This window comes from Mesorhizobium sp. B2-3-5, from assembly GCF_006442395.1.
Lineage (GTDB): Bacteria > Pseudomonadota > Alphaproteobacteria > Rhizobiales > Rhizobiaceae > Mesorhizobium.
This window is the reverse complement of record NZ_VFVX01000007.1, coordinates 110,638-133,130: the sequence shown is the minus strand read 5'-3', so window position 1 is coordinate 133,130 and position 22,493 is coordinate 110,638. Positions and strand designations below refer to the sequence as shown.

Here is a 22,493-nt window from a genome sequence, read left to right as displayed (position 1 = left end):
GATACCGGCTAGAGCCGGATGATTTCAGGTCGAATCGACCTGAAATCTGAATCTGCCTCTAAATCCAAGAGATGATGTCGTCCGAAACCGCTTCACACTTTTCGGCATCATGCTCTAGAAATCGCCAGTCAGGAATTCGGGTTGATGCGTCTGCTGCAAAGACATCTCTGCATGATCGCCACGTCCTTGGCGCTGCTGTCCAGTGCCAATGCCGCGACGCTGGTAGAGCCCACGCTGCACATCAAGCCCGCGGCTAGCGGAGCGGGCCACGTCGCGCTCACGCTCGATGCCTGCGGCGGACAGACCGACACGCGGATTCTCTCGGCGCTGGTGGAAAACAACATACCAGCCACCATTTTCGTCACCGGTATCTGGCTGAAGCGCAACGCCGCGGCCGTCGCCATCATGCGGGCACATCCGGACCTTTTCGAATTGGAAAATCACGGCGGGCGCCATATTCCGGCGGTCGACACGCCGCAGAAAATCTATGGCATACGCAGCGCCGGCAGCCCTGACGCGGTGCTCGCCGAGGTCGAATCGGGCGCCGCTGCTCTTGCCAGGACGGGTGAGCCGGCGCCGAAATGGTTCCGTGGCGCAACCGCCGAATACAGCCCTTCGGCCATCGCGATGATCCGCAAGCTCGGCTTCAAGATTGCCGGCTTCTCGATCAATGGCGATGGCGGCTCGCTGCTCGGCGCCAAGGAAACCGCCAAGCGCATCGCCGCGGCCAAGGACGGTGACGTCATCATCGCCCACATCAACCAGCCGACCCACGCCGCCGGCGAGGGCGTGGTGCAGGGCCTCCTGGCGCTCAAGAACAAGGGCATGACCTTCGTGCGCCTCGACGATGCCGACGGCACAGGCGATCACGGCACTACCGACTGATTGCGCGTTGATATTAAGGTGATACCGGCCTGCAAATGGCTGACGCGAAGTGCTCAGCCCGGCTTGGCTTCGATGCTGACCTTGCTGGCGTAGAACGCGCCGTGGTCGCGAATCTCGGTCATTTCGTCGAAAGGTTTCCGATAGGCCCACATCGCGTCCTTGCCCGCCTCGCCAGCCGGCAGCACGCTCCAATAGCTGGCGTCGCCCTTGTAGGGGCAATGGCTCGAGTGTTCCGTGCCGCTCAATTTGTTGAAATCGATATCGGCGAACGGAATGTAGAAGGCGACCGGATAAGGCGCCTCGGTCAGCACCTTGGCCTTCGCAGATGAAGCGATAATCGAATCGCCGACGCGCACCGTGATAGTGCCGACATAGGGCTCGACGGTGATGATCTTGTCAGGATTGCGCTGGAAGCCGGGTGCCGGGTTGGCGATCTTGTCCATGCTAGTTCCTCCTTGCCTGGCCTTAAGGTGTGGCGGATACGGCTGTTGCGCAAGCCCCTTGGCATCAAGCATGGCAGCCGCCAGCCGCCGAGGGGTGGCACACCAGCGCTTTCGTGTCCGCTGAGGCTCAGGCGGCGGCTTTGAAGGCATCCAGCAGGCCGGCATAGGCGGCCGCGATGCCCGCCACCGGATTGCTGCTTCTCGAAACGGTCTCGACTTTCAGCGCGCCGCCGCCGGTCGGCAAGGTGAGCAGCAGGAACTGGCGATTGCCGCCATCGCCGACGGATGCCGCCGCGACGTGCTGGCCTTCCCCTTCGTTCTGGACGCACATCTTGAACAGCAGCGTGCCGCCGACCGCTTCGAGCGCGCCGCCGACAACTTCAACAAATTCTTCTTCGGAAACAGTCTTTTCGTCCGGCACCAAATCGGCCAGGCTTTCCGCAAGTGTGCTCTCCAGGGCCTTGTCGTCGAGCTGCGCGTCCATGCGAACCTCTTTCAGTCGCCAATCGCACCCCTTTGCCCGTTAACGAAACTTAACGCGGACGATGGCCGGATTGTGGCGAATTTACTCGTGATTTCGTCCAATACGACACCGCTTCCAACACGGATGGTTTCGACCCTCCTGCCACCTTGTCGGCACGAGCATTCAGGAGCCGAAGGCCCAAAACCTGTCAAAATTCAACTGTTTGCCGATTTTGCGCGGCCTCAGAAAATCGTTCGCCATGCAAGCGAGTGACTGGACAATCCTCCGGTTCGCTTCACAATGAACCAAAGCTACAACGCAAAAAGCCTAGGGGAGGAACGAGATGCTGGGGCTGATGCAGGAATGGCCACTGCTGTGCCACAAGCTGATCGATAATGCTGAACGGCAGCATGGCGTGCGCGAGATCGTGTCGCGTTCGATCGAGGGGCCGATCGTGCGCACCACCTATGCCGACATCCATCGTCGTTCTCTGAAGGTCGCACAGCGGCTGGAACGCGACGGCTATGGGTTGGGCGACCGTATCGCCACGCTGGCCTGGAACACCGCTCGCCATATCGAGGCCTGGTACGGCATCATGGGCATCGGCGCGATCTATCATACGCTCAATCCGCGCCTGTTTCCCGAGCAGATCGTCTGGATCATGAACCATGCCGAGGACAAGGCTGTCTTCGTCGACCTTACCTTCATACCGTTGCTCGAGACGATCGTCGGCGCCGTCAAATCGCTGAAAAAGGTTATCGTGCTCACCGACAATGCGCACATGCCGAAAACGGCGCTGCCCAACGCCGTCGCCTATGAAGGCTGGCTTGAAGAGGTCGATGGCGATTTCGCCTGGAAGACCTTCGACGAAGGTACTGCCGCGGGCATGTGCTACACATCTGGCACGACAGGCGATCCCAAGGGCGTTGTCTATAGTCACCGTTCGAACGTGCTGCACGCCATGATCGCGGCCATGCCCGATGCGATGGGCCTGTCGGCACGCGACACGATTCTGCCGGTGGTGCCGATGTTCCACGCCAATGCCTGGGGCCTTGGCCAGAGCGGGCCGATGATCGGCGCCAAGCTGGTCATGCCTGGCTGCAAGATGGACGGCGCCTCGATCTACGAATTGCTCGACACCGAGAAAGTGACCTTCAGCGCTGCCGTGCCGACGGTCTGGATGATGCTGCTGCAATATCTGGAAGAAACCGGCAGGAAGCTGCCTCATCTGAACAAGGTCGTCATCGGCGGCTCGTCCTGCCCGCGCGCGATCATGACGAAATTCCAGGACAATTACGGTGTCCAGGTGATCCATGCCTGGGGCATGACCGAGATGTCGCCGCTCGGCACGCTGTGCACCTTGAAGCCCGAATATGTCGGTCTTGAGGGAGAGGCGCGGCTCGACATCCAGGGCAAGCAGGGCTACCCGCCCTTTGGCGTCGAAATGAAGGTGACCGACGACGAGAACAACCCGCAACCCTGGGATGGCAAGACCTTTGGCCGGCTGAAGGTGCGCGGTCCGGCTGTTGCCCGCGCCTATTATGGCGGCGCGGGCGCGGACCAATTCGACGAGGACGGCTGGTTCGATACGGGAGACGTCGCTCATATCGATGCCGGCGGCTATATGCAGATCACCGATCGCGCCAAGGACGTCATCAAGTCCGGCGGCGAATGGATCTCGACCATCGAACTCGAGAATCTGGCCGTCGGCCATCCGGACGTGGCGGAAGCGGCGGCCATCGGTGTTCATCATTCGAAATGGGGCGAGCGGCCCCTGCTGGTCGTCGTCGCCAAGCCGGGCAAGGAACCGACCAAGGCTGATATTCTCGGCTTCATGGATGGCAAGCTGGCCAAATGGTGGATGCCCGATGATGTCGCTTTCGTCGGCGAAATACCGCATACCGCCACCGGCAAGATCCAGAAGATCACCTTGCGCCAGCAGTTCAGGGATTATCGCTTGCCGACGGATTGACGGGATGTTGCGTGTTTCGGCTTCAAGCCGTCGCAAAAAGGCACTAAACCTCCGTCCGGGTGGGGACAGCGCAGAGAACAATGGTTAGCATTCCCGAACGGCAAACGTCGAAGGCCGCCGGCTGGTCGCGGCGCACGGGCGCATTTTCAGCGGTGCTTTTGCTGACCGACTTCGTCGGCCATCGCTTCGGTCTCGTCGAGACGCCCGTATTCCTGTGGGTGCTGGGCATTGTCGCGCTTTTGGCGGCGCTGGCGCTGCTGTTTGCCGGGCTGGCCTTTTCCAGGCTATGGAATTTCGGCGACCGTGGCGGCCGCGATCTGACCGTCGGCGCCTTGCTGGCCCTGCTGGTGCTTACCCCGTATGGCGTCGCTGCCTACTGGGCGACGATCTATCCGCCGCTGAGGGACATCTCGACCGATTTCGACGATCCGCCCGCGCTCGATGTGAGTGACCGCACGAACGACATGAATGTGCTGTCTCCGTCCACGCCGGGCGAGCAGACGTTGCAGACCGACAGCTATCCGCTGGTCAGCGCACGCAGCTATGACCTGCCGTTCGAGACCGTCGTCAATGCCGTCGAAACCGTGCTCGACCGGCGCGGCTGGGACCTTTCGGAACCCTATCCCGACCTCGCTGGGCAGAGAGAAGTGACCATTACCGCCGTCGCCTCGAGCTTCGCGCTCGGCCTCCCGGCCGATGTGGCGATCCGCGTGACCGATAACGGCGATATGATCATCGTCGACATGCGGTCGGCTTCGCGTTACGGCCGCCATGACCTCGGCGACAATGCCGCGCGCATCACCGAATTCCTGGCGGAACTGGACCAGGAAGTCGCCGGACAGGTCGGGGCGGCGCCAGCCGAATAGTCGTATCCCCGCGATCCCGCGCCCGCGACAAGGCGGGCGTCCGGGTCAGGCGCCTATCGAGCTGGCGTGAAAATGCCGTCGATGGCGGGGGCGGCGTCCGTCGAGACCATGCCGCGCGCCACCAGATCCTCGAGATGGGCAAGCACGGACAGGCCGGCCGCACCGTGCAGCCGGGGATCGGTGTCCCGGTAGATCGCCTTGACCATGTCCGGAACCGTCCGGTCGCCGGCCCTGATCCGCTCCAGTATGGCCCGCTCGCGCATCTTGCGATGCGTCTTCAGTCCGCGCGTGAAACTGCGCGGCGCGGTCACCGGCCCGCCATGGCCGGGCAGCAGCAGGTGGTCGTCGCGCCCGATCAGCTTGTCCAGCGATGCCATGTAATCGGCCATTGCCCCGTCTGGGGGGGCGACGATGGATGTCGCCCAGCCCATGACATGATCGGCCGAAAACAGGATGCCGGTTCCTTCCAGCGCGTACGCCGCGTGATTGGCGGTGTGGCCGGGGGTGAGAACCGTCCGGATCGCCCAGCCATCGCCGGCGACGACCGCATCGTCTGGTAGCGCGATGTCGGGTAGGAAGGCAATGTCGGCACTGGCATCGAGCGCATTGGTCTCGCCGATATGCAATGGCCTTGCCGGCCGGTGCGGTCCCTCAGCGAGCACCGTGGCGCCGGTGCGCTCTTTCAGCCGGGCCGCCAGCGGAGAATGGTCGCGATGCGTGTGGCTGACGAAGATATGGCTGACCGGCCTGCCGGCGATCACGTCGAGCAGGATCTGAAGATGCGCATCGTCATCGGGACCGGGATCGATCACCGCCAACGTCTCGCGCCCCACGATATAGCTGTTGGTGCCATAAAAGGTGAAGGGGCTCGGGTTACGGGCCGTGACGCGCTGCACGTCAGGCGCCACGTTCACGCCCTGGCCGTAATTGGGATCGAAGCTGGTGTCGAATTTGAGGGCCATGTCGCCACATTGTTCCTGGAATGGCAAAAGCGATTGCCGCATAGCACGCAAGCCAATATAGGAAAACGCAAGAGCGCGATTGTTGGATCGCGGCAAATCGGATTGGGGAAGTGACCATGGCAACTGCAACGACGATGCGCCCGCTTGTTTCTCTGGCCTTGCCGCAGGAAGGCGCGGCGCGGCTGGCAACGCAGTTTGTCCTGGCGATTGCCGGAACGCTGCTGCTGACCCTGTCGGCCAGGACCAAGGTCATGCTGGGACCTGTCGATATCTCGATGCAGACACTCGCCGTCTTCCTGATCGCTGCCGCCTTCGGCATGCGTCTCGGCGTCGCCACTCTCCTGCTCTACATGGCGGAAGGCGCGATGGGCTTCCCGGTCTTCCAGAGCACGCCGGAGAAAGGCATCGGCATTGCCTACATGCTCGGCTCGACCGGCGGCTACCTCGCTGGCTTCGTGGTCATGGCGGCGATTGTCGGCTGGGCCGCCGATCGCGGCTGGGACCGTCACCCGATCAAGCTTTTCAACGCGATGCTGGTTGCCGAGGTGGTGATGATGGCGATGGGCTTTGCCTGGCTGGCGCTGCTCATCGGTCCGGAAAAATCCTGGCAGTTCGGCGTCGTGCCGTTCATCGTCGGCGACCTGATCAAGGTTGCCCTTGCGGCAAGCCTGGTGCCGGCGGTCTGGTCGCTGCTCAAGCGCTCCTGATTTTAGCAAGAAGCTCGGTGTGCCGTAGACGTCAGGGTCAAGTCCCGAGGATGGGCGGTTCGAAAGAAGGTTCTGGTCATAGGGTTGCGGGCTTCAAAGGCTATCACGTCGCCAGACAGTTCCTGGAGTGCGGCGATGAGGTTGTCGGCATCGACAGCATCAGCGATTGCCGTCATTCTCCACGGCAATCTTTTGCTGCAGAGCATTGCGGGCGGCTGCCTTGCCGGCCACGCCGGACACAGGGAAGTCACATGAGTTCTTGCCTCAAGGGCTCGATGTTGAATTCTGGGACGTATCTTTTCCACTTATTCTCGTTGATTATCCCATGCGAACCGGGGGCGCCTGCGATGACGTTCGCTCATTTGGATGGTACTATTCAGAGAGACTCTGCTGATCGGCCTTGCCAGAGGAGCGCGTCAATCGGGATCGGCTATCAGTATGATGACAGCCTGTATTGCCTCCAGAGCCGGGCCTTGCCGGCACTACGAACGGCGGAAAGCATCCTTTAATGTCAGCAACCGACGCCGTGTTCTTGTTTGCCCCTGCCGCATTGACAAGCTATTGCATGAAACCTAAGCACTGGCGGTCAAGGCCGGGGGGCTTCGGCATGTCGAGGAGAGCTTTTTGAAAGGAATTATCCTTGCTGGAGGCAGTGGAACACGTCTTTATCCACTAACATTAGCCGTCTCTAAGCAAATCCTTCCGATTTACGACAAGCCGATGATCTATTACCCGCTGAGCGTATTGATGCTCGCGGGAATCCGAGAGATTCTGGTCATTTCGACACCGCGCGATCTGCCGGCCTTTCGTGATCTACTGGGCGACGGATCGGAGTTCGGCCTTGTGTTGTCTTATGCCGAGCAGCCGCACCCCAATGGCCTTGCGGAAGCCTTCATCATTGGCCGGGAGTTCATCGGCAAGGACAGCGTGTCGATGATCCTGGGCGACAACATCTATTTCGGCGACGGCCTGTCGCAGCTCTGCCGAACCGCGGCATCGCGCGACGCAGGCGCCTCGGTGTTCGCCTATCATGTCGAGGATCCCGAACGCTACGGCGTCGTATCCTTCGACAAGGCGACTGGAACCGCGCTGACGATTGAGGAAAAGCCGCAAAACCCGAAATCCAACTGGGCCGTCACAGGCCTGTATTTCTACGACAATGAGGTGGTCGAGATCGCTCCGACCATCCGCCCCTCAGCCCGCGGCGAACTGGAGATCACGGCGATCAACAACGTCTATCTCGAGCGCGGCCGACTGCATGTGCACCGATTGGGCCGTGGCTATGCCTGGCTCGACACCGGCACTCATGACAGCCTGCACGAGGCCTCTTCCTTCGTGCGCACGATCGAACACCGCCAGGGTATCAAGGTGGCCTGTCCGGAGGAAATCGCCTTTGAACAGGGCTGGCTGACGGCGGACAAGGTGCTGGAGCGGGCAACCCGGCTCGGAAAGAACGAGTACGCTGCCTATCTGCGCCGGCGTGTGGTCGATCTTTCGGAGGGGTAGATGCTGGAGGTGAGGCCCCTTGGCATAGATGGCCTGCTGGAAATCGTTCCGAAGCGACTTGGCGATGCACGCGGCTTCTTCATGGAAACCTACAATGCCGAACGCTTTTCGCAGGCCGGCATTGACCTGCTTTTCGTGCAGGATAATCACTCCTATTCCGCTGCCGCTGGGGTCTTGCGCGGGCTTCACTACCAGCTCGCGCCGCGCGCCCAGGACAAGCTGCTGCGCGTCATCCGTGGCAGCATCCTCGACATCGCGGTCGATATCCGCCGGGGTTCGAAGACCTTTGGAGGATGGGTCGCTCTGGAAGTGTCGGCCGAAAGAGGCAACCAGATCCTGGTGCCCAAGGGCTTCGCGCACGGTTTTGTGACGCTCCTACCCGACACCGAGGTTCTGTATAAGGTGACCGACACCTATTCGCCCGAGCATGACCGGTCGATCCGTTTCGACGATCCCGCAATCGGCATCGAATGGCCTTCGCTGCCTGGCGGTTTCCAGCTTTCGGACAAGGACCTCAAGGCGCCGCCGCTGGCCGCGGCGGAGGTGTTCGACTGATGAGCGTTGCCAAAGAGAATGCAGCTAGAAAGAGTGTGGCCAAGAGAGGGTGCTGCATGGGGATAGTGGTATGAACTTTCTGGTGACAGGCGGCGCCGGTTTCATCGGCTCGGCGGTATGCCGGCATCTGTGCGCCAATCCGGCCTACCGGGTGACCAATCTCGACAAGCTGACCTACGCCGGCAACCTGGCCTCGCTGAGGCCGATCGAGAATGCCCATAATTACAGCTTCGCCCAGGCCGATATCTGCGACGAGAGGGCGGTCCTCGACATAATGCACCGTGATGACATCGACATCGTCATAAACCTTGCGGCCGAGAGCCATGTCGACCGTTCGATCGACGGGCCTGGCGCCTTCATCGAGACCAATATCGTCGGCACCTACAAGATTCTCAATGCCGCGCTCGAATACTGGCGCAGCCTATCCGACGACAGGAAAAGCCGCTTCCGCTTCCATCATGTCTCGACCGACGAGGTGTTCGGCGACCTGCCCTTCGATGGCGGCATGTTCGTCGAGGAGACGCCTTACGCGCCGTCCTCGCCCTATTCCGCCTCCAAGGCGGCCTCTGATCATCTGGTGCGGGCCTGGCACGAGACCTATGGCCTGCCAATCGTGCTTTCCAACTGTTCGAACAATTACGGTCCCTATCATTTCCCCGAAAAACTGATCCCGCTCGTCATCCTCAACGCGCTCGACGAGAAGCCGCTGCCGGTCTATGGCGCCGGCGCCAATGTGCGTGACTGGCTGTTCGTCGAGGACCACGCGCGAGCTTTGGAACTGATCGCCACCAAGGGCATGCCGGGCGAGAGCTACAATGTCGGCGGTAATTCGGAGCGCACGAACCTTTCCGTCGTCGAGACGATCTGCGATCTGCTCGACATCAGGCGTCCCAGGGCCGGCGGCCGGCGCTATCGCGAGCTGATCTCCTTCGTCACAGACCGTCCCGGCCACGACCGCCGCTACGCCATTGATGCCTCCAAGATCGGCCGCGAGCTCGGCTGGGCGCCCAGGGAAAATTTCGACAGCGGCCTGGCTCGAACCGTGGACTGGTTCCTCGACAACAAGTGGTGGTGGGGACCGATCCGCGAACAGCGCTATGCCGGCGAAAGATTGGGCGAAGCCCGCAAGGTGGGCGCGTGAGGCTCGTTGTCACCGGACGCGACGGCCAGGTCGCGGCAAGTCTTCTGGAGGCCGGCCAGGGAAATGCCGGCGTGGAGGTCGTCGCCATCGGCCGTCCCGAACTCGACCTGACAAGACCCCAAACCGTCATCGACGCCATCGCGGTTGCGAAGCCGGATATCGTCGTCTCGGCCGCTGCCTACACGGCCGTGGATCAGGCTGAGGACGAACCCGATCTGGCCTTTGCGGTCAACGCGACCGGCGCCGGCAAGGTGGCTGAAGCGGCGGCGCGGCTCGGCGTTCCCGTCATCCATCTGTCGACTGATTACGTCTTCGACGGCAGCGCCCCCGGCGCCTATGTCGAGACCGACGCGACGGCGCCGCTCGGTGTCTATGGCGCCTCCAAGCTCGCCGGCGAGCAGGCGGTAGCCGCCGCTAACCTGCGCCACCTGATCCTGCGCACCGCCTGGGTCTACAGCCCGTTCGGCAGGAATTTCGTGAAAACCATGCTGCGGCTGGCCGCCGACCGCGACGAGATTTCCGTGGTGGCCGATCAATGGGGAAATCCCACATCGGCGCTTGATATCGCCGACGCGATCCTGCATGCGGCGGCCGTGTTGCGGCGCGACAACAGCTTCACAGCGTTCGGCATCTATCATCTGGCTGGCACGGACGAGACCAATTGGAGCGATTTTGCCCGTCATATCCTCGACACAAGCCGCGTGTTTGGTGGCCCTTGGGCGCGGGTACGGGACATTGCTACGATGGACTATCCGACCAAGGCGCGCCGCCCCGCCAACTCCCGGCTATCGAGCGCGAAATTCGCCTCCACCTTCGGCTGGAACGCGCCGGACTGGCGGCGATCGGCGGACAAGGTGGTGCGCCGGCTTGTGGTCGGTGAGACGAAACAGGCATTAACCGCATGAGCGAGTTTCCTTTGCCGGAGCGGCAGACTGCTGGCGACGCCGGACCTGAAGTGCACGCCGGGATGATAACCAAGCAAGCTGAAGCACCAGACAGCTCACTTCGTGACCTGTACCTGGCCCATAGCGGCAAGATTTCGGACAAATGGTCGATCTATCTTGAGACATATGACCGAATCTTCGCGCAATATCGAAACAGACCGGTTCGAATTCTGGAAATCGGGGTCCAGAACGGCGGTTCACTCGAGGTCTGGCGGGAATATTTTACCAAAGCGGAACTCGTTCTCGGATGCGACATCAATGTGGCGTGCGGCAATCTGGTTTTCGACGACAAGAAAATCGCTGTTATTGTCGGGGACGCAAATACGGATGAGGTAGAAAGCAATATTGCTGCGGTTTCCAAAGAATTTGATATTATCATAGATGACGGGTCGCACACGTCGTCCGACATTATACGCTCCTTCGCCCGCTATTTTCCTTACATTTCCCAGGGCGGGCTGTATATAGTGGAAGATTTGCATTGCAGCTATTGGCGGGAGTTCGAGGGCGGCCTCTACGATCCTCTTTCCTCGATGTCATTTTTCAAACGTCTTCTTGATGTGGTCAACCATGAGCATTGGGGGCTGAACCGCAGTCGGATGGAGGCTTTGGCCACCTTCGCCGAAAAGCATGAGGTCGCCTTCGATGATGCTGCTCTGGCATCGATCCATTCCATCGAATTCCTGAACTCGCTCTGCATCGTAACGAAGCGACCGATCCAGGAAAACGTCCTGGGGCCTCGCAGCGTGCAAGGCAGGATCGCTCTCGCCGACGGAAGCATGGTTCCTCTCGACGGCACCGAGAACGAGGCGGCCGATCAAACCGGGAATCCGTGGTCGTTGAAGGCGGTGACCATGGAAGAAGAAATTGCGACCAACAGAGAGTTGGTGGGACGGCAAGGGGCTCTGATCAAGGCTTTCTCCAGCAAACTGGTCGCAATGCGCGCGCATGTCAGGGATCACGAAGACGAGATCGCACAGGCAAGGGCGCAAATCAACGCCAGGGCCGAAGAGGTCCAGGCTCTGCAAGAAGAATTGTCGGCCGCGCGAGAAATGACCGGCAGCTTGCTTGCAGACCGCGACAATGCGCGCTCCGAGGAAGCCCGGCTGCACGGCGTTCTTCATGCCGTGCGAGAAATGACCGGCAGCTTGCTTGCAGACCGCGACAATGCGCGCTCCGAGGAAGCCCGGCTGCACGGCGTTCTCCATGCCGTTTATGCCAGTACGTCCTGGCAGCTCACCAAGCCATTGCGAGGGCTTGGGAATCGCGCCCGCGCCATCGGCAGAGCGCCCGCCGGAGTTCGCCGCATCATGGCTCGCGCCGCTTACCGCTGTTGGCACGATCTGCCGCTGTCTAACGATGCGAAGAGAAAGTTGAAGAGCACTGTTTTCTCGCGGTTTCCCTCGCTGTTTGGCGTGACGAACGCCTATCGCGCCTGGAGAAGCCTGGAGGCGCCTGATGCTCCCCTGGGCGGAGGCTCACAGGCGGTTCTGTTCAGGTCTGGCCCGAGTCTTGCGCCAGAGCCGGTCTACCTGCCGCGCCTCGCAGGGCCGCCTTTGCTTCAAAAGCCGGTGCGGGTAATCGCATTCTACCTGCCACAGTTCCATCCGATCCCGGAAAATGATGAATGGTGGGGGGAGGGTTTCACTGAGTGGACCAACGTCAGGCCCGCTCAGCCGCAGTTTGTCAGCCATTACCAGCCGCACGTGCCGGAGGGGCTTGGCTATTATGATTTGCGCGATACGGCCGTGCAGCGTCAGCAGATCGAACTGGCAAAGCTCTATGGCGTGGAGGGTTTCTGTTTCTACTTTTATTGGTTCGGCGGCAAGCGGCTCCTGGAAACGCCGCTCGAAAATTGGCTTGAGGACAAGAGCCTCGATATGCCGTTTTGCCTCTGCTGGGCCAATGAGAACTGGTCACGCCGCTGGGATGGCATGGATCAGGAAATACTTATCGCCCAGGACCATTCTCCTCAGGACGATCTCGCCTTTATCGCCGAGGTGGCTCCTTACCTGAGCGACCCCCGCTACATCCGCATCGACGGCAAGCCACTGCTGCTTGTGTATCGCCCAAGCTTGCTTCCGGCGGCAGCGGAGACGGCCGGGCGCTGGCGGAAATGGTGCCGGGATAACGGCGTTGGGGAAATTTTCCTCGCCTATACCCAATCCTTCGAGTCCGTGTCTCCTGATCGCTATGGGTTCGATGGTGCTGTTGAATTTCCCCCAAACAATTCCGCGCCGCCAAACGTCACGCACACCGTGACGCCGCTGCATGGGGATTTTGCATCAACCGTTTATGACTGGTCGGTTTTCCCGCAGCGCAGCGAGAACTATCCGCCCCGCAAATACAAACTCTTCCGTTCGGTTTGCCCAGGCTGGGACAACACCGCGCGCCGCAAGCACGGCGGCACCGTATTCATCAACAACACCCCCGCGCTCTACCGCAAATGGCTCGACAACGCCATCGAGGACACGCTGGCTCATATCGAGGAGCCGTCCGAGCGACTGGTCTTCGTCAATGCCTGGAACGAATGGGCGGAAGGCGCGCACCTGGAGCCAGACAACGTAAACGGTTATGCCTATCTACAGGCGACCCGCGACGCTCTGGAGGCGGCGGGCGGGAAATCGAGGCCGCGCATAGTTGTCGTTTCCCACGATGCCCATCCGCACGGAGCGCAACTGCTGGCGCTGGCGATGGCTCGCGAATTTGGGAGACTGCAATTTGATGTCGACATGATCGTCCTTGGCGATGGGCCGCTGCTCGGCCGCTTCGCCGGTGTCGCGACAGTGCACAGGATCGACCTGCCTGAGCGTGGTGATGCCGATGTGTTATCCCGTTTGACTGCCATCAGGAATGCCGGCGCGGACGTCGCGATCGTCAATACGACGGTTTCCGGCGATATCGTACCGTTGCTGAAGCGTGCCGGATTTCGCACGGTATCTCTGATCCATGAACTTCCTGGAATCCTGCGGTCGTACGGACTCGCCGATGCTGCGGCCGCAATTGCTGAAAGCGCCAACATGGTTGTTTTCCCAGCCGCGATCGTGAAGGCCGGGTTCGAGGAGTTTGTCGGCCGGGCGGTTCGCCAGTCGGTTGTCAGACCGCAGGGTCTATACCTGCGTACGCCCTATCGCGCCGCCGAACGCCAAATGGTCCGCGAGACGGTCCGCAAGAAGTTGCGGTTGTCGTCGAACGCCAGCATCGTCTTGTGCGCTGGCTATGCCGACCATCGGAAGGGCCTCGATCTTTTCGTGGATGCTTGCCTAAAGGTGATGGGGACCAGGCCAGATGTGGTCGCTGTCTGGCTCGGCCACTTCGACCACAGCCTGCATGCAAAGCAAATACAACGGGCGAAAGAGGCTGGCCTTGAGGATCGCTTCGTTTTCGTTGGACTGGTCGAGAACCCGCAGGAATACTATTTCGCGGCCGATGTCTACGCGTTGACCTCGCGTGAAGATCCGTTCCCTTCGGTGGTGCTCGAAGCGCTTGATGCGGCGATCCCGGTGGTCGCGTTCGAGGGCGCCGGCGGCTTCCAGGATCTGCTGAGGCGCGATTGCGGCATTCTTGTCCCCGGGTTCGACACCGATGCCATGGCAACAGCCATTGGCGGTCTGCTTGATGACCCAGATGATGCGCGGCGACTTGCAGGCACCGGCCAGGAGATCGTCCGACAGGAGTTTGACTTCAGCCATTACCTGCACGACCTGCTGGCTTACGCTGAGAGGCCGTTGCCGCGCGTGTCCGTCATAGTGCCGAACTACAACTATGCCCGTTATCTCGGTGCGCGCCTTGATTCGATTGTCCGGCAGACGGTGCGGCCCTATGAGATCATCGTTCTGGACGACGCTTCTACCGACGGCAGCATCGAAATCATCGAGGAATTTCGAGCCCAATGCGACATTCCATGCAGGCTGGTCGTGAATGCCCAGAATTCAGGCTCGGTTTTCCGCCAATGGATGCGTGGCGTTGAAATGGCGCGCGGCGATTACGTTTGGATCGCAGAAGCCGACGACTTGGCCGATCCCGGCTTTCTGGCAGAGCTTATGCCGGCCTTTGAGCGTGACGAAGTCGTGATGAGTTACTGCCAGTCGCGTCAGATAGACGGTGTCGGCCGCGTCTTGTCAGAGCACTATCTCGACTATGTGGCCGATATTGACCGCGCTCGGTGGACAAGGCCCTATGTCATCGATGGCCGTCGGGAAATTGCCGAGGCGCTGTATCTCAAGAACACCATTCCTAACGTCAGTGGGGTTTTGTTTCGAAGGGAGGCGATCGAGGACGCGTTAGCCAAGCACAGCGAAGAGATTATGTCGTTGCGCAACGCCGGGGATTGGGTGACATATTTGCGTCTACTTGAGCATGGTTCTATTGCTTTTTCGCCTCGCTCTCTCAATTCTCACCGCCGACATCAGTCGAGCGTGACTGTAGGAAATTTTGATTTAAGGCACCTACAGGAGATTAGGCAGGTGCAGGCTGACACGATACACAGGCACGAACTTGGGCCTGTTGCGCTCAAGCGGGCAAGCATCTACGAACGTGAACTCAGTGAGCAGTTTGGCATCCCAATTCATGAATGACAATGCTGGCGATTGTCGAAAATTACACGTTTATAGAGCGGCGAGGAGATTTTAGTGAGGATTCTTTTTCTCGGAGCGCCAATAGCTCCGCATCCTGACCCGCAGATTGCCTTTGAAAAAAAATTTGAAGTCGTTGGGTATAACACCGGAAATCTTTTGATAGGGCAGTCTCTGTTCGAGGAGCTTCGCTTTGAGGAATTCGGGCAAGGATTGGGTTACTCCCCGCATCAGGTAAATGAACGTTTCGATATCATAGCTATCTCTGCGGCAAATTTCATTTACAAAGACTTTGATTTGTCTTATCTGGCTGACTTTATAGAGCCAACAAAACTACCATGCGTGGTCGCTGGACTTGGTGCGCAGGCGCCTGCCATTGGTCACAAAGTAACGGATATTCCAGAAGGTAGTAAGAGGTTCCTTCATATCATATCCGAGCGCAGTAAAACGGTTGGAGTTCGTGGCCATTTTACGGCTGAAGTCATGAATGACTTCGGAATAAAGAACGTTACAGAGGTTGGATGCCCAAGCCTGTTTCGTAAATTGCGTCGTGACTTGAGAATAAAGAGGCCGAGAAAGGGCGCCAAGCTGAAAATTGCGGTGAATGGATCGCGAAATGTATTTTTGCATTCGGGAGATCCTGAGTCCGCTCGACGCGTTGAGGCTGATCTTTTGAAAATGTCTATCGATAATCACTATCCCTATGTCCTTCAGAACGAAGAACCGGAAATGAGAATGTTACTTTCCGGAGACGGGCAAGAAATTGATTTCGAGAATGCTCGAGCAGTGCTTGAGCAGATGAATATGGACGTGGATCCGACTGTCTATGTAAGGCATATCAAAGAGAAAGCAAAATTTTTCTTCGATCTGGCGGAATGGGATCGGTATATATCGAAGGTAGACTATTCAGTAGGGACACGCTTTCACGGGAACTTGATCGCGTTAACCAACGGCATTCCTGCAACTATTATTTCCCATGACTCAAGAACGACGGAAATGGCGGAGCTTATGAGCATCCCGCACGTCCCGGTTGGGAAGGTAGGACAATTGGATGTCCACCAGCTTGCGCGCGTTGGCGACTATGATGGTTTTCAGCGCAAGTACACCGTTCTATATGATCGTTTTGCCCAATTCCTTTCGGCGAATGGGGTCAGCCATAGGCTGGAGCAGCAGCGCGGCGGCGGTGCTCTTTCGCGGTTGTCCGACCTTGTAACCAAAGCAGCATCCGGCTTGCGGCTTCGTTTTGGAGGATCCTAATGGTGCTCTATGAATTCTGATTCTTCGCTAGTTTACCGTCGAGCCGGCTACTGTCCGATCTGTGAGGCTCATGTTGAGTTTGCTGCTAGTTTTGATTGGTATCGCGATCATCTCCTCTGCTCCAGATGCGGATCGATCCCGCGCGAGCGAGCTTTGGCTCTTACGCTCACGCGACATGCTCCTCATTGGCGCAATCTCGCTATCCATGAATCGTCTCCCACCCCTCGGGGAATTTCTCCGAAGTTGAAGCGGGAATGTGCTGCCTATGTCGAATCGCAATACTTTCCCAAGGAGCATTTGGGCTCGTCTATCAAGGGCGTCCGAAACGAAAATCTGGAAGCGCAGACGTTTGGTGATGCGACTTTTGATCTGGTGATAACACTTGACGTAATGGAGCATGTGAATATGCCGGAGCGGGTGACAAAGGAGGTTGCCCGGACCCTGAAACCTGGTGGCGCCTATCTTTTCACCGTTCCCACCTACAAGGGCAAGAGTGTCAGTGAGCGTCGTGCGCTCTACAGACCGGATGGAACGATCCAGTACATTGGCGAGCCAGAGTATCATGGAAATCCGGTGAGTGACGCCGGTTCGCTCGTAACATTCCACTATGGTTACGACCTCCCGGAACTGATCCAACAGTGGTCAGGAATGGACGTTGAGGTGTACCGTTTTCACGATCACCGGCACGGCATAATAGGCGAGTTCACCGAGGTATATTTGGCTCATAAACGCGCCCGCTAGAGCATCGCCTACGAAATCGGATCATAGCCCTGGGCTTCGAAGTGGTCTTTCGCACTCGGTCGGAGATTGCAGTTCGGCACCGTAGCGATCCTTAGGCTTTGACGGTTCGCTCCGGTTTGGCATGCAAGAGAGCCTTGAGTTTTGAGAAGGCGTTCTCGATAGGATTGAAGTCGAAGCCGGATGGCGGCTGAGCCGACGGGCGGTCGCGACGGCCTTCATGCAAAAGTCTTCAAGCTGGTCGTCCGAGAGCAGAGCGCCTCATGCCGGGCCGCTCGATATAGCGATAGCTTAGCAATGTATCAACGCCAGAAGGGTAACCATCATTGAGCTGGCGAACGGCAAGGATGCTCCACCGAAAGATACGTAGATCGCGCGGTAGAGGCCCAAGCGATCCAAGATGACGATGACGACCGGGTGCCATAGGTTTCAGCCCCGAACTATTTGCGGCGTTTCTCATTGATTGGCTGTACTTTTAAGAGCCTGCTGGTTTGCATAACTCGGCGACTCACCGAGCCTTATCAAGACGATATCATCTTTGATTTCCACGCTGCCGGGAGCCGGCCACACAGGCATGGTCGAAAGACGGACGATCGTTTGCTTCACCTGCTCCGGGGTCGTGCCGTTCAAATTGGAATAGCCAAGCAACTTCATATAGTAGGCGATACGCCAAGGATTGCCGCCGTCCCATTCGAAGAAAGAGTGACCGACTGTCGAATCGGGAGGCCTGGGATAGTTGGTTACAAATGGCTGTGCGCCGAACACACTTAAAGCATAGGTGCGTTTTGCATCAAAACCGGGTGTGACCGACAGTCTGTCGTAGATGGCGCCCGCCAAAAGAGTGTCGTGCTTGTCGACCAGATAGCTGGATGCCTGACGATAATTCTGGATCACCTGGAATTGAAAAAGCGCCACCGCCAGCAAGATCGCCGAGGCTGTTTTGATTCTGGAGTTTTTGCTGGTCACCGCGACATAGACAAATAGCCACACGGCGATCGGCAGCCCGACGAGGCTTCTGACTGGCATGTTGCCCGCAGCGAGAAAATGAAGACTGAAGGGGACAAGCAGCGAAACAAAGGCTGCTGCTGTCGATAGCAGCCTTGAGTGGGTCGATCCCCTGAAGATTTCCCAGCCGCCCAGGCTCAGCATCAGGGGAATAGTCCACAACACAACGGCGTAGGTGCCCTTGTCCAGGCCATACGCTCCTCCCATCGCCTGCAGGACGCGCTCAATGACTATAACTGGATGTTGAAACAGAAACCCCGGCTGGGAAAGCGAGTCGAAATACTCGTTCCGCATGGATGTGAACGATCTGAAAATGGCATTGCCCATCGCGTAGAACAAAATGGCGCCGGCCAGCAGGATGCCAACGCGAAGCAGAAATTTCGGCACCGATTTTTCGGTATCGCCCCGCGCCTGCAGAATTGAGATCGCGATGCCGAGTACCAGAATTGCTGGCGCGAAACTCTGATAGATCGAAATCGCGAAACCGCCCGCAGCAACTGCGCCAAGGAAGCGCGGACTCCGCAGCGAAAAGTCTGTTTGGGCGATCAGCCAAAGCGCAAGGGCGGTGGCGAACAGGCCGATCCCGACTGCGGCAATGTTCGAATAGAATTCGACGATGAAGAACCAGCTTGGAAAGCCGCAGAAGACCGCAAAGCATGCATACTCGGGGACGGTGAACTCGTCCTTGCCGATGGCGTCCATGACGAGAAGGTAGGCGGCGACACAACCTGCGCCAAAGACGGCCGGCGCCAGCAAAGGCATCACCGGGTGGGTAATAAGGAATCTTTCGATCAGATATGCGCCCCAGCGTCCCTGAACGATCCAGATCGACGCATCCGTTCGGAAGGCGGCCACTTCTTCGTCAACTGACAGCGAAAAGGAAGCCAGTTCAGAGAAATACATCGCGACAAAAATCGCAAAAAAAGTGATGGCAGGTCGAATTGTGCTTGGTCGAATCAGCATTATCTGCGGAGTATCCATCGAGAAAAAAGGAAGTTTAGGACGGTTGTCGTGGCAAGAGTTAAGATGAATGCCATCACGTTGTTTTGCAGGATGGCTTGGAGAACGTGAAGGCTCACCAATCCGACCACGAACACAACTGCGATCGTGGCCCCGATCGCCAGCCGATCCGTAAGACCTGTACGGCTTCCTGGAAAGACACGGTCAGGGTAGAACACCATTACAAACACGAGGCCTGCCAGCCAGGCAAGCGCGTAGGACAACCCCGAAGGGAGCACGATCAGACCGGCGAAATAGACGGCACTCGTCAATGCAGTGTTCAGGCCGCCGGCGACAAGGAAGCGGACAGCATCGCCGCCAATTCGATCAACTGCCATCCTGCCTGACCGTATCCAGGAAATCAGCATAATCCCTGATGTAGTCGCCGGCATCATAGGGATGTGAAGCCAGGACAAGCAGTGCCGTATCTGGCTGAAATTTGTATTGGATTCCCCAGACACCGGGCGGAATGTAGAGGCCGATCGAAGGCTCGGTGAGCGAAACCTCTTTCCTGTCATGGCCGTCATCCACGACCACGGATAGGCGGCCATGAGCCGCGATAAGGAATTGTTGGCATTCCCGGTGCGCGTGCTCGCCCCTGACCTTGTCGGAGGGCACACCGTAGACCATGAATGAGCGGACCGGCTCGAAGGGCAGGTCCGAGCCGAATTCCAGCGGCGCAAGCTCACCGCGCAAATCGCCAAAATGCGGCAGCCGCCACAGTTCGCTGCCGCCAACTCCAAGCGACATTTTCTCGCCGACCGCGCCGGGTTGGGTCTGCGTCAGTGCCGACACGATTTGCGGGCCGGTCTGGTAGCCGACGATCACGGCCGGGTTTCCGACGACAACGGCGTTGGCGGGGACATCTTTTGTCACCACTGCACCCGCGCCGATCATCGCTCGGCGGCCGATCACAATGCCCGGCAGGATCGTCGCGTTGGCGCCGATCGACGCGCCGTCCTGGACAGTCGTCAGCAGAAACGCCTCGGGATACTCCTTGGAACGCGGAAAGCGATCGTTGGTGAAGGTCGCATTCGGGCCGACAAACACGCCATCGCCCAAGCGCACGCCATCCCAGAGCTGGACACCACTCTTGATGGTCACGTCATCGCCGACGATCACGTCGTTCTCGATGAAGACGTGGTCGCAGATGTTGCAGTTCGAGCCGATCACGGCATCAGGGAGGACATGGGCGAACGCCCAGATGCGAGTTCCACTGCCGACGCGGAGGCTTTCGCAGATGCCGCGTTCGTGGACGAAAAATGGCTTGTCGGTCATTTAGCTGTTCCGTCAATGACGCGGCTGATGATTCTAAGTGGACGCGACTTGGTATTCTCGACCGCCCGCCAGAGATAGCAACCCAGGATGCCCTGAACCATGAGGCTTGCTGAACCGAAGCCGACGATCAGCAGCACCAGTGTCGTGTAGCCGGCAGGGTCGATATTTCCAAGCAGGCGAGCAATAACGGTAACCGCTGCAAACAGAATGCTCAGCACACAGCCGGCAAAACCCACCCATAGCGTGAGCATGATCGGGAAGTCGGAGAACGAGAGAATGCTGTCCATCATATATCGGAACCGTCGCGCCATACTCCAGGCGCTTGTTCCATGCTCTCGTTCCCGGCGGCGGTACGGCACGAATTCCCGTCTGAACCCGACCCAGAACAGCTGCACGACAAGTGAGCTGTTGGGTTCTTCAATCGACAGGATCGCTTCCAGGACCTGGCGATTGCAGGCGAAGATATCGACCCCGCCACTTGGCATGCTTGGCAAAACCAACTTGCGATAGGCTGCCCAAAAAATTCGCGACAGAAATTTGGTCAGGGGCGGATCGCTCCGCCCGGTTCGCTGACCAAACACCACATCCGCTTCATCCTGTGCCAGTTTTGAAAAGAATTCGACGATCAGGTCCGGCGGTTCCTGCAGGTCGGCGGCCATGGCGGCGACCTGTTCGCCTGACGCATGTTCGAGCCCGGTTCGAATGGCGGTGAATGAGCCGAAATTCCGGCTGTGGAAGATGATCTTGTAATCGTAGCCCGAGCCTTTCAATGCCCTGACCAGCAGAGGGCCGGATTCATCAGGAGATCCGTCGACAACGAAGACGAACTCGATGTCACCTTGATATCTGGAATGGAAATCTGCGACCGCTTGCAAAAGGGAGGGGATGTTCGCCTGATTTCGATAGATCGGGAAAACAATCGAGCGTGTTGTCACACTGCCTCCCATGCTCGGAGCACCTGACACACATGCTCTATTTCGTCTTCCGTCATGTCGGGATAGCAGGGAACGGAGCAGAGGCGGCTGACGCTGGCTCTTGAAACGGCGAGATTTTCCATTCCCTTCATCGGCATTGCCGCCCAGCCGACCTGGTCGCAATCCAGCACAGGATAGTGGATGTCGGTATCGACGCCACGTTCTTTCATAAACGTCCTGAACGCATCCCGGTCGTCGCAGAGCGCGACCGCGAGATGTGCGACGCTGCCGCCGCCACCTTCCAAGAATTGCAATCGACGCCCGGAGGCCGACTTGTAACGGTTGAGAATGGTACGCCGCTGCCCGTTGCGGTTATCAACGTCGCCCAACAAAATGTCCAGTATCGCAGCTTGAACCTCGTCCATGCGAGAGTTGCGGCCATTGGGCACGCCGACATGATATTTTGAACTCCAGCCATATTGCTGCAGTTGCCGCACATATGCCGCGGCCGAGGCGTTGGAGGTGAGAACGGCGCCGCCGTCACCCATGGCCCCGAGATTCTTGGTTGGATAGAAGCTGAAAGTGGAGATATCTCCCAGCGAACCCGCAACGTCGCCGCCGACCCTTGCCCCGTGCGCTTGCGCGCAATCCTCCACGATCGGAATGTGCGGGAGCCCAGCATCGGCGAGTTCGGTCCGGAGCGCGCGCACATCGACGACGCCGCCATAAAGATGGGTCACAACGATTGCAGCGGTGTCCGCGTTGGCCGCTTTGAGCACCGATCGACGATCTACCAGTTGGCTGGCTGGTTCGATATCGACGTAGTGCGGAACAAGATCGTTATGCCAGCTCGCACAGCTGGCATATCCCCCGGCATTGGCCGCCAGGATAACCTCACGTCCGCGCGACCCACCGCGCGTGACCGCAGCCAACGCAAACTCGAGCGCGTCGGTACCGTTGGCCACAAGGATGCATTCGGAAGCACCTATGAACTTGGAAAAATTTGCCGCAAATCTCTTGCCCACCGCGCCATTGAGCCACCATCCCGACTGTAAAGTGCTTGCCACCTCGCGTTCAATTTCGATCTGATAGCGCTGATAAAGGCGCTTCAGGTCATTCATCGGAATGGTTTCTTGTTTCGTCATTGGCTCACCTGCTTAAGCATATTTCATTCGAGAATGTTCGCAGGGGCGAACGTTGGCAAGCTCGGTTGCCGCAGGCATGGCAAGCCCTGGATCCGATCGCAAGCGTAAAAGGCGCCAGAATAAGAGGCACAATTATTGGGAT

The 22,493-nt window shown here is 58.8% G+C and carries 19 protein-coding genes and 1 pseudogene; 11 read left to right on the top strand and 9 right to left on the bottom strand.

The window, feature by feature from the left end; genetic code table 11:
* Nucleotides 1-144: 144 nt before the first annotated feature.
* The gene (locus FJ958_RS11135; protein ID WP_140742446.1) at nucleotides 145-885 is read left to right on the top strand and encodes a polysaccharide deacetylase family protein; all 741 of its coding nucleotides are present in this window, start codon (nucleotides 145-147) and stop codon (nucleotides 883-885) included.
* Nucleotides 886-938: 53 nt separating this feature from the next.
* Here the strand turns inward: FJ958_RS11135 and FJ958_RS11130 are convergent, their stop codons facing one another.
* Both FJ958_RS11130 and FJ958_RS11125 read right to left on the bottom strand, forming a co-directional pair.
* Nucleotides 939-1,328 (bottom strand): DUF427 domain-containing protein, encoded by a 390-nt coding sequence (locus FJ958_RS11130; protein WP_140742444.1) that lies wholly within the window; start codon nucleotides 1,326-1,328, stop codon nucleotides 939-941.
* A gap of 127 nt (nucleotides 1,329-1,455) precedes the next feature.
* Entirely contained in the window at nucleotides 1,456-1,812 is a 357-nt protein-coding gene (locus FJ958_RS11125; protein WP_140742442.1) for a hypothetical protein, read from the bottom strand.
* Between the two features lie 322 nt (nucleotides 1,813-2,134).
* Between FJ958_RS11125 and FJ958_RS11120 the strand changes: the two genes are divergently transcribed.
* Nucleotides 2,135-3,763, top strand: coding sequence for a fatty-acid--CoA ligase (locus FJ958_RS11120; protein ID WP_140742440.1), 1,629 nt, complete (start codon nucleotides 2,135-2,137; stop codon nucleotides 3,761-3,763).
* An 80-nt stretch (nucleotides 3,764-3,843) separates the two neighbouring features.
* Nucleotides 3,844-4,629, top strand: coding sequence for a DUF1499 domain-containing protein (locus FJ958_RS11115; protein WP_140742438.1), 786 nt, complete (start codon nucleotides 3,844-3,846; stop codon nucleotides 4,627-4,629).
* 53 nt (nucleotides 4,630-4,682) lie between these two features.
* Here FJ958_RS11115 and FJ958_RS11110 read toward each other — a convergent pair whose 3' ends face one another.
* Nucleotides 4,683-5,591 (bottom strand): MBL fold metallo-hydrolase, encoded by a 909-nt coding sequence (locus tag FJ958_RS11110; RefSeq protein ID WP_140742436.1) that lies wholly within the window; start codon nucleotides 5,589-5,591, stop codon nucleotides 4,683-4,685.
* A 116-nt stretch (nucleotides 5,592-5,707) separates the two neighbouring features.
* Here FJ958_RS11110 and FJ958_RS11105 point away from each other — a divergent pair, with 116 nt between their 5' ends.
* The 8 genes from FJ958_RS11105 (at nucleotide 5,708) to FJ958_RS11070 (ending at nucleotide 17,013) form a co-directional block, all read left to right on the top strand.
* The gene (locus FJ958_RS11105; protein WP_140742434.1) at nucleotides 5,708-6,298 is read left to right on the top strand and encodes a biotin transporter BioY; all 591 of its coding nucleotides are present in this window, start codon (nucleotides 5,708-5,710) and stop codon (nucleotides 6,296-6,298) included.
* Nucleotides 6,299-6,922: 624 nt separating this feature from the next.
* Nucleotides 6,923-7,804: a glucose-1-phosphate thymidylyltransferase RfbA gene (gene rfbA, locus FJ958_RS11100; RefSeq protein ID WP_140742432.1), complete on the top strand. Its 882-nt coding sequence runs from the start codon at nucleotides 6,923-6,925 to the stop codon at nucleotides 7,802-7,804.
* Nucleotides 7,805-8,359 (top strand): dTDP-4-dehydrorhamnose 3,5-epimerase, encoded by a 555-nt coding sequence (gene rfbC / locus FJ958_RS11095; RefSeq protein ID WP_140742430.1) that lies wholly within the window; start codon nucleotides 7,805-7,807, stop codon nucleotides 8,357-8,359.
* Between the two features lie 70 nt (nucleotides 8,360-8,429).
* Nucleotides 8,430-9,500 (top strand): dTDP-glucose 4,6-dehydratase, encoded by a 1,071-nt coding sequence (gene rfbB, locus FJ958_RS11090; protein WP_140742428.1) that lies wholly within the window; start codon nucleotides 8,430-8,432, stop codon nucleotides 9,498-9,500.
* Nucleotides 9,497-10,405 carry a dTDP-4-dehydrorhamnose reductase gene (rfbD, locus tag FJ958_RS11085; protein ID WP_140742426.1) on the top strand — a complete coding sequence of 303 codons (909 nt, stop codon included), beginning with the start codon at nucleotides 9,497-9,499 and terminating at the stop codon, nucleotides 10,403-10,405. Before rfbB ends, rfbD begins: the two co-directional genes overlap by 4 nt.
* On the top strand, nucleotides 10,402-15,018 hold the full coding sequence (locus FJ958_RS11080) for a glycoside hydrolase family 99-like domain-containing protein (RefSeq protein WP_140742424.1): 4,617 nt from the start codon (nucleotides 10,402-10,404) through the stop codon (nucleotides 15,016-15,018). Before rfbD ends, FJ958_RS11080 begins: the two co-directional genes overlap by 4 nt.
* A gap of 54 nt (nucleotides 15,019-15,072) precedes the next feature.
* Complete coding sequence (locus FJ958_RS11075; protein ID WP_181176367.1) at nucleotides 15,073-16,272, top strand: polysaccharide pyruvyl transferase family protein; 1,200 nt, start codon at nucleotides 15,073-15,075, stop codon at nucleotides 16,270-16,272.
* A 243-nt stretch (nucleotides 16,273-16,515) separates the two neighbouring features.
* Complete coding sequence (locus FJ958_RS11070) at nucleotides 16,516-17,013, top strand: methyltransferase domain-containing protein (RefSeq protein WP_246679575.1); 498 nt, start codon at nucleotides 16,516-16,518, stop codon at nucleotides 17,011-17,013.
* A gap of 21 nt (nucleotides 17,014-17,034) precedes the next feature.
* On the opposite strand, the pseudogene FJ958_RS11065 reads toward FJ958_RS11070, so the two are convergent.
* The 6 genes and pseudogenes from FJ958_RS11065 to FJ958_RS11040 all read right to left on the bottom strand — a co-directional run.
* Nucleotides 17,035-17,185 (bottom strand): annotated as a pseudogene (locus FJ958_RS11065) (IS630 family transposase); the annotation flags it as partial.
* A gap of 281 nt (nucleotides 17,186-17,466) precedes the next feature.
* Complete coding sequence (locus tag FJ958_RS11060) at nucleotides 17,467-18,978, bottom strand: glucosyltransferase domain-containing protein (RefSeq protein WP_181176366.1); 1,512 nt, start codon at nucleotides 18,976-18,978, stop codon at nucleotides 17,467-17,469.
* Nucleotides 18,978-19,352 carry a GtrA family protein gene (locus tag FJ958_RS11055; RefSeq protein WP_140742416.1) on the bottom strand — a complete coding sequence of 125 codons (375 nt, stop codon included), beginning with the start codon at nucleotides 19,350-19,352 and terminating at the stop codon, nucleotides 18,978-18,980. Before FJ958_RS11055 ends, FJ958_RS11060 begins: the two co-directional genes overlap by 1 nt.
* The gene (locus tag FJ958_RS11050) at nucleotides 19,342-20,292 is read right to left on the bottom strand and encodes a WxcM-like domain-containing protein (protein ID WP_140742414.1); all 951 of its coding nucleotides are present in this window, start codon (nucleotides 20,290-20,292) and stop codon (nucleotides 19,342-19,344) included. The genes FJ958_RS11055 and FJ958_RS11050 overlap by 11 nt, the downstream gene beginning before the upstream one ends.
* The gene (locus FJ958_RS11045; RefSeq protein ID WP_140742412.1) at nucleotides 20,289-21,239 is read right to left on the bottom strand and encodes a glycosyltransferase family 2 protein; all 951 of its coding nucleotides are present in this window, start codon (nucleotides 21,237-21,239) and stop codon (nucleotides 20,289-20,291) included. The genes FJ958_RS11050 and FJ958_RS11045 overlap by 4 nt, the downstream gene beginning before the upstream one ends.
* A complete protein-coding gene (locus tag FJ958_RS11040) occupies nucleotides 21,224-22,351 on the bottom strand; it encodes a DegT/DnrJ/EryC1/StrS family aminotransferase (RefSeq protein WP_140742410.1) in 1,128 nt (375 codons plus the stop codon). Before FJ958_RS11040 ends, FJ958_RS11045 begins: the two co-directional genes overlap by 16 nt.
* Nucleotides 22,352-22,493: the final 142 nt, after the last annotated feature.

Excerpts from the sequence above, each read along its gene's own strand:
- FJ958_RS11135 (WP_140742446.1), top strand. The coding sequence starts at position 145 with ATGCGTCTGCTGCAAAGACATCTCTGCATGATCGCCACGTCCTTGGCG.
- FJ958_RS11130 (WP_140742444.1), bottom strand. The coding sequence starts at position 1,328 with ATGGACAAGATCGCCAACCCGGCACCCGGCTTCCAGCGCAATCCTGAC.
- FJ958_RS11125 (WP_140742442.1), bottom strand. The coding sequence starts at position 1,812 with ATGGACGCGCAGCTCGACGACAAGGCCCTGGAGAGCACACTTGCGGAA.
- FJ958_RS11120 (WP_140742440.1), top strand. The coding sequence starts at position 2,135 with ATGCTGGGGCTGATGCAGGAATGGCCACTGCTGTGCCACAAGCTGATC.
- FJ958_RS11115 (WP_140742438.1), top strand. The coding sequence starts at position 3,844 with ATGGTTAGCATTCCCGAACGGCAAACGTCGAAGGCCGCCGGCTGGTCG.
- FJ958_RS11110 (WP_140742436.1), bottom strand. The coding sequence starts at position 5,591 with ATGGCCCTCAAATTCGACACCAGCTTCGATCCCAATTACGGCCAGGGC.
- FJ958_RS11105 (WP_140742434.1), top strand. The coding sequence starts at position 5,708 with ATGGCAACTGCAACGACGATGCGCCCGCTTGTTTCTCTGGCCTTGCCG.
- rfbC (WP_140742430.1), top strand. The coding sequence starts at position 7,805 with ATGCTGGAGGTGAGGCCCCTTGGCATAGATGGCCTGCTGGAAATCGTT.
- rfbB (WP_140742428.1), top strand. The coding sequence starts at position 8,430 with ATGAACTTTCTGGTGACAGGCGGCGCCGGTTTCATCGGCTCGGCGGTA.
- FJ958_RS11080 (WP_140742424.1), top strand. The coding sequence starts at position 10,402 with ATGAGCGAGTTTCCTTTGCCGGAGCGGCAGACTGCTGGCGACGCCGGA.
- FJ958_RS11060 (WP_181176366.1), bottom strand. The coding sequence starts at position 18,978 with ATGCTGATTCGACCAAGCACAATTCGACCTGCCATCACTTTTTTTGCG.
- FJ958_RS11055 (WP_140742416.1), bottom strand. The coding sequence starts at position 19,352 with ATGGCAGTTGATCGAATTGGCGGCGATGCTGTCCGCTTCCTTGTCGCC.
- FJ958_RS11050 (WP_140742414.1), bottom strand. The coding sequence starts at position 20,292 with ATGACCGACAAGCCATTTTTCGTCCACGAACGCGGCATCTGCGAAAGC.
- FJ958_RS11045 (WP_140742412.1), bottom strand. The coding sequence starts at position 21,239 with ATGGGAGGCAGTGTGACAACACGCTCGATTGTTTTCCCGATCTATCGA.
- FJ958_RS11040 (WP_140742410.1), bottom strand. The coding sequence starts at position 22,351 with ATGACGAAACAAGAAACCATTCCGATGAATGACCTGAAGCGCCTTTAT.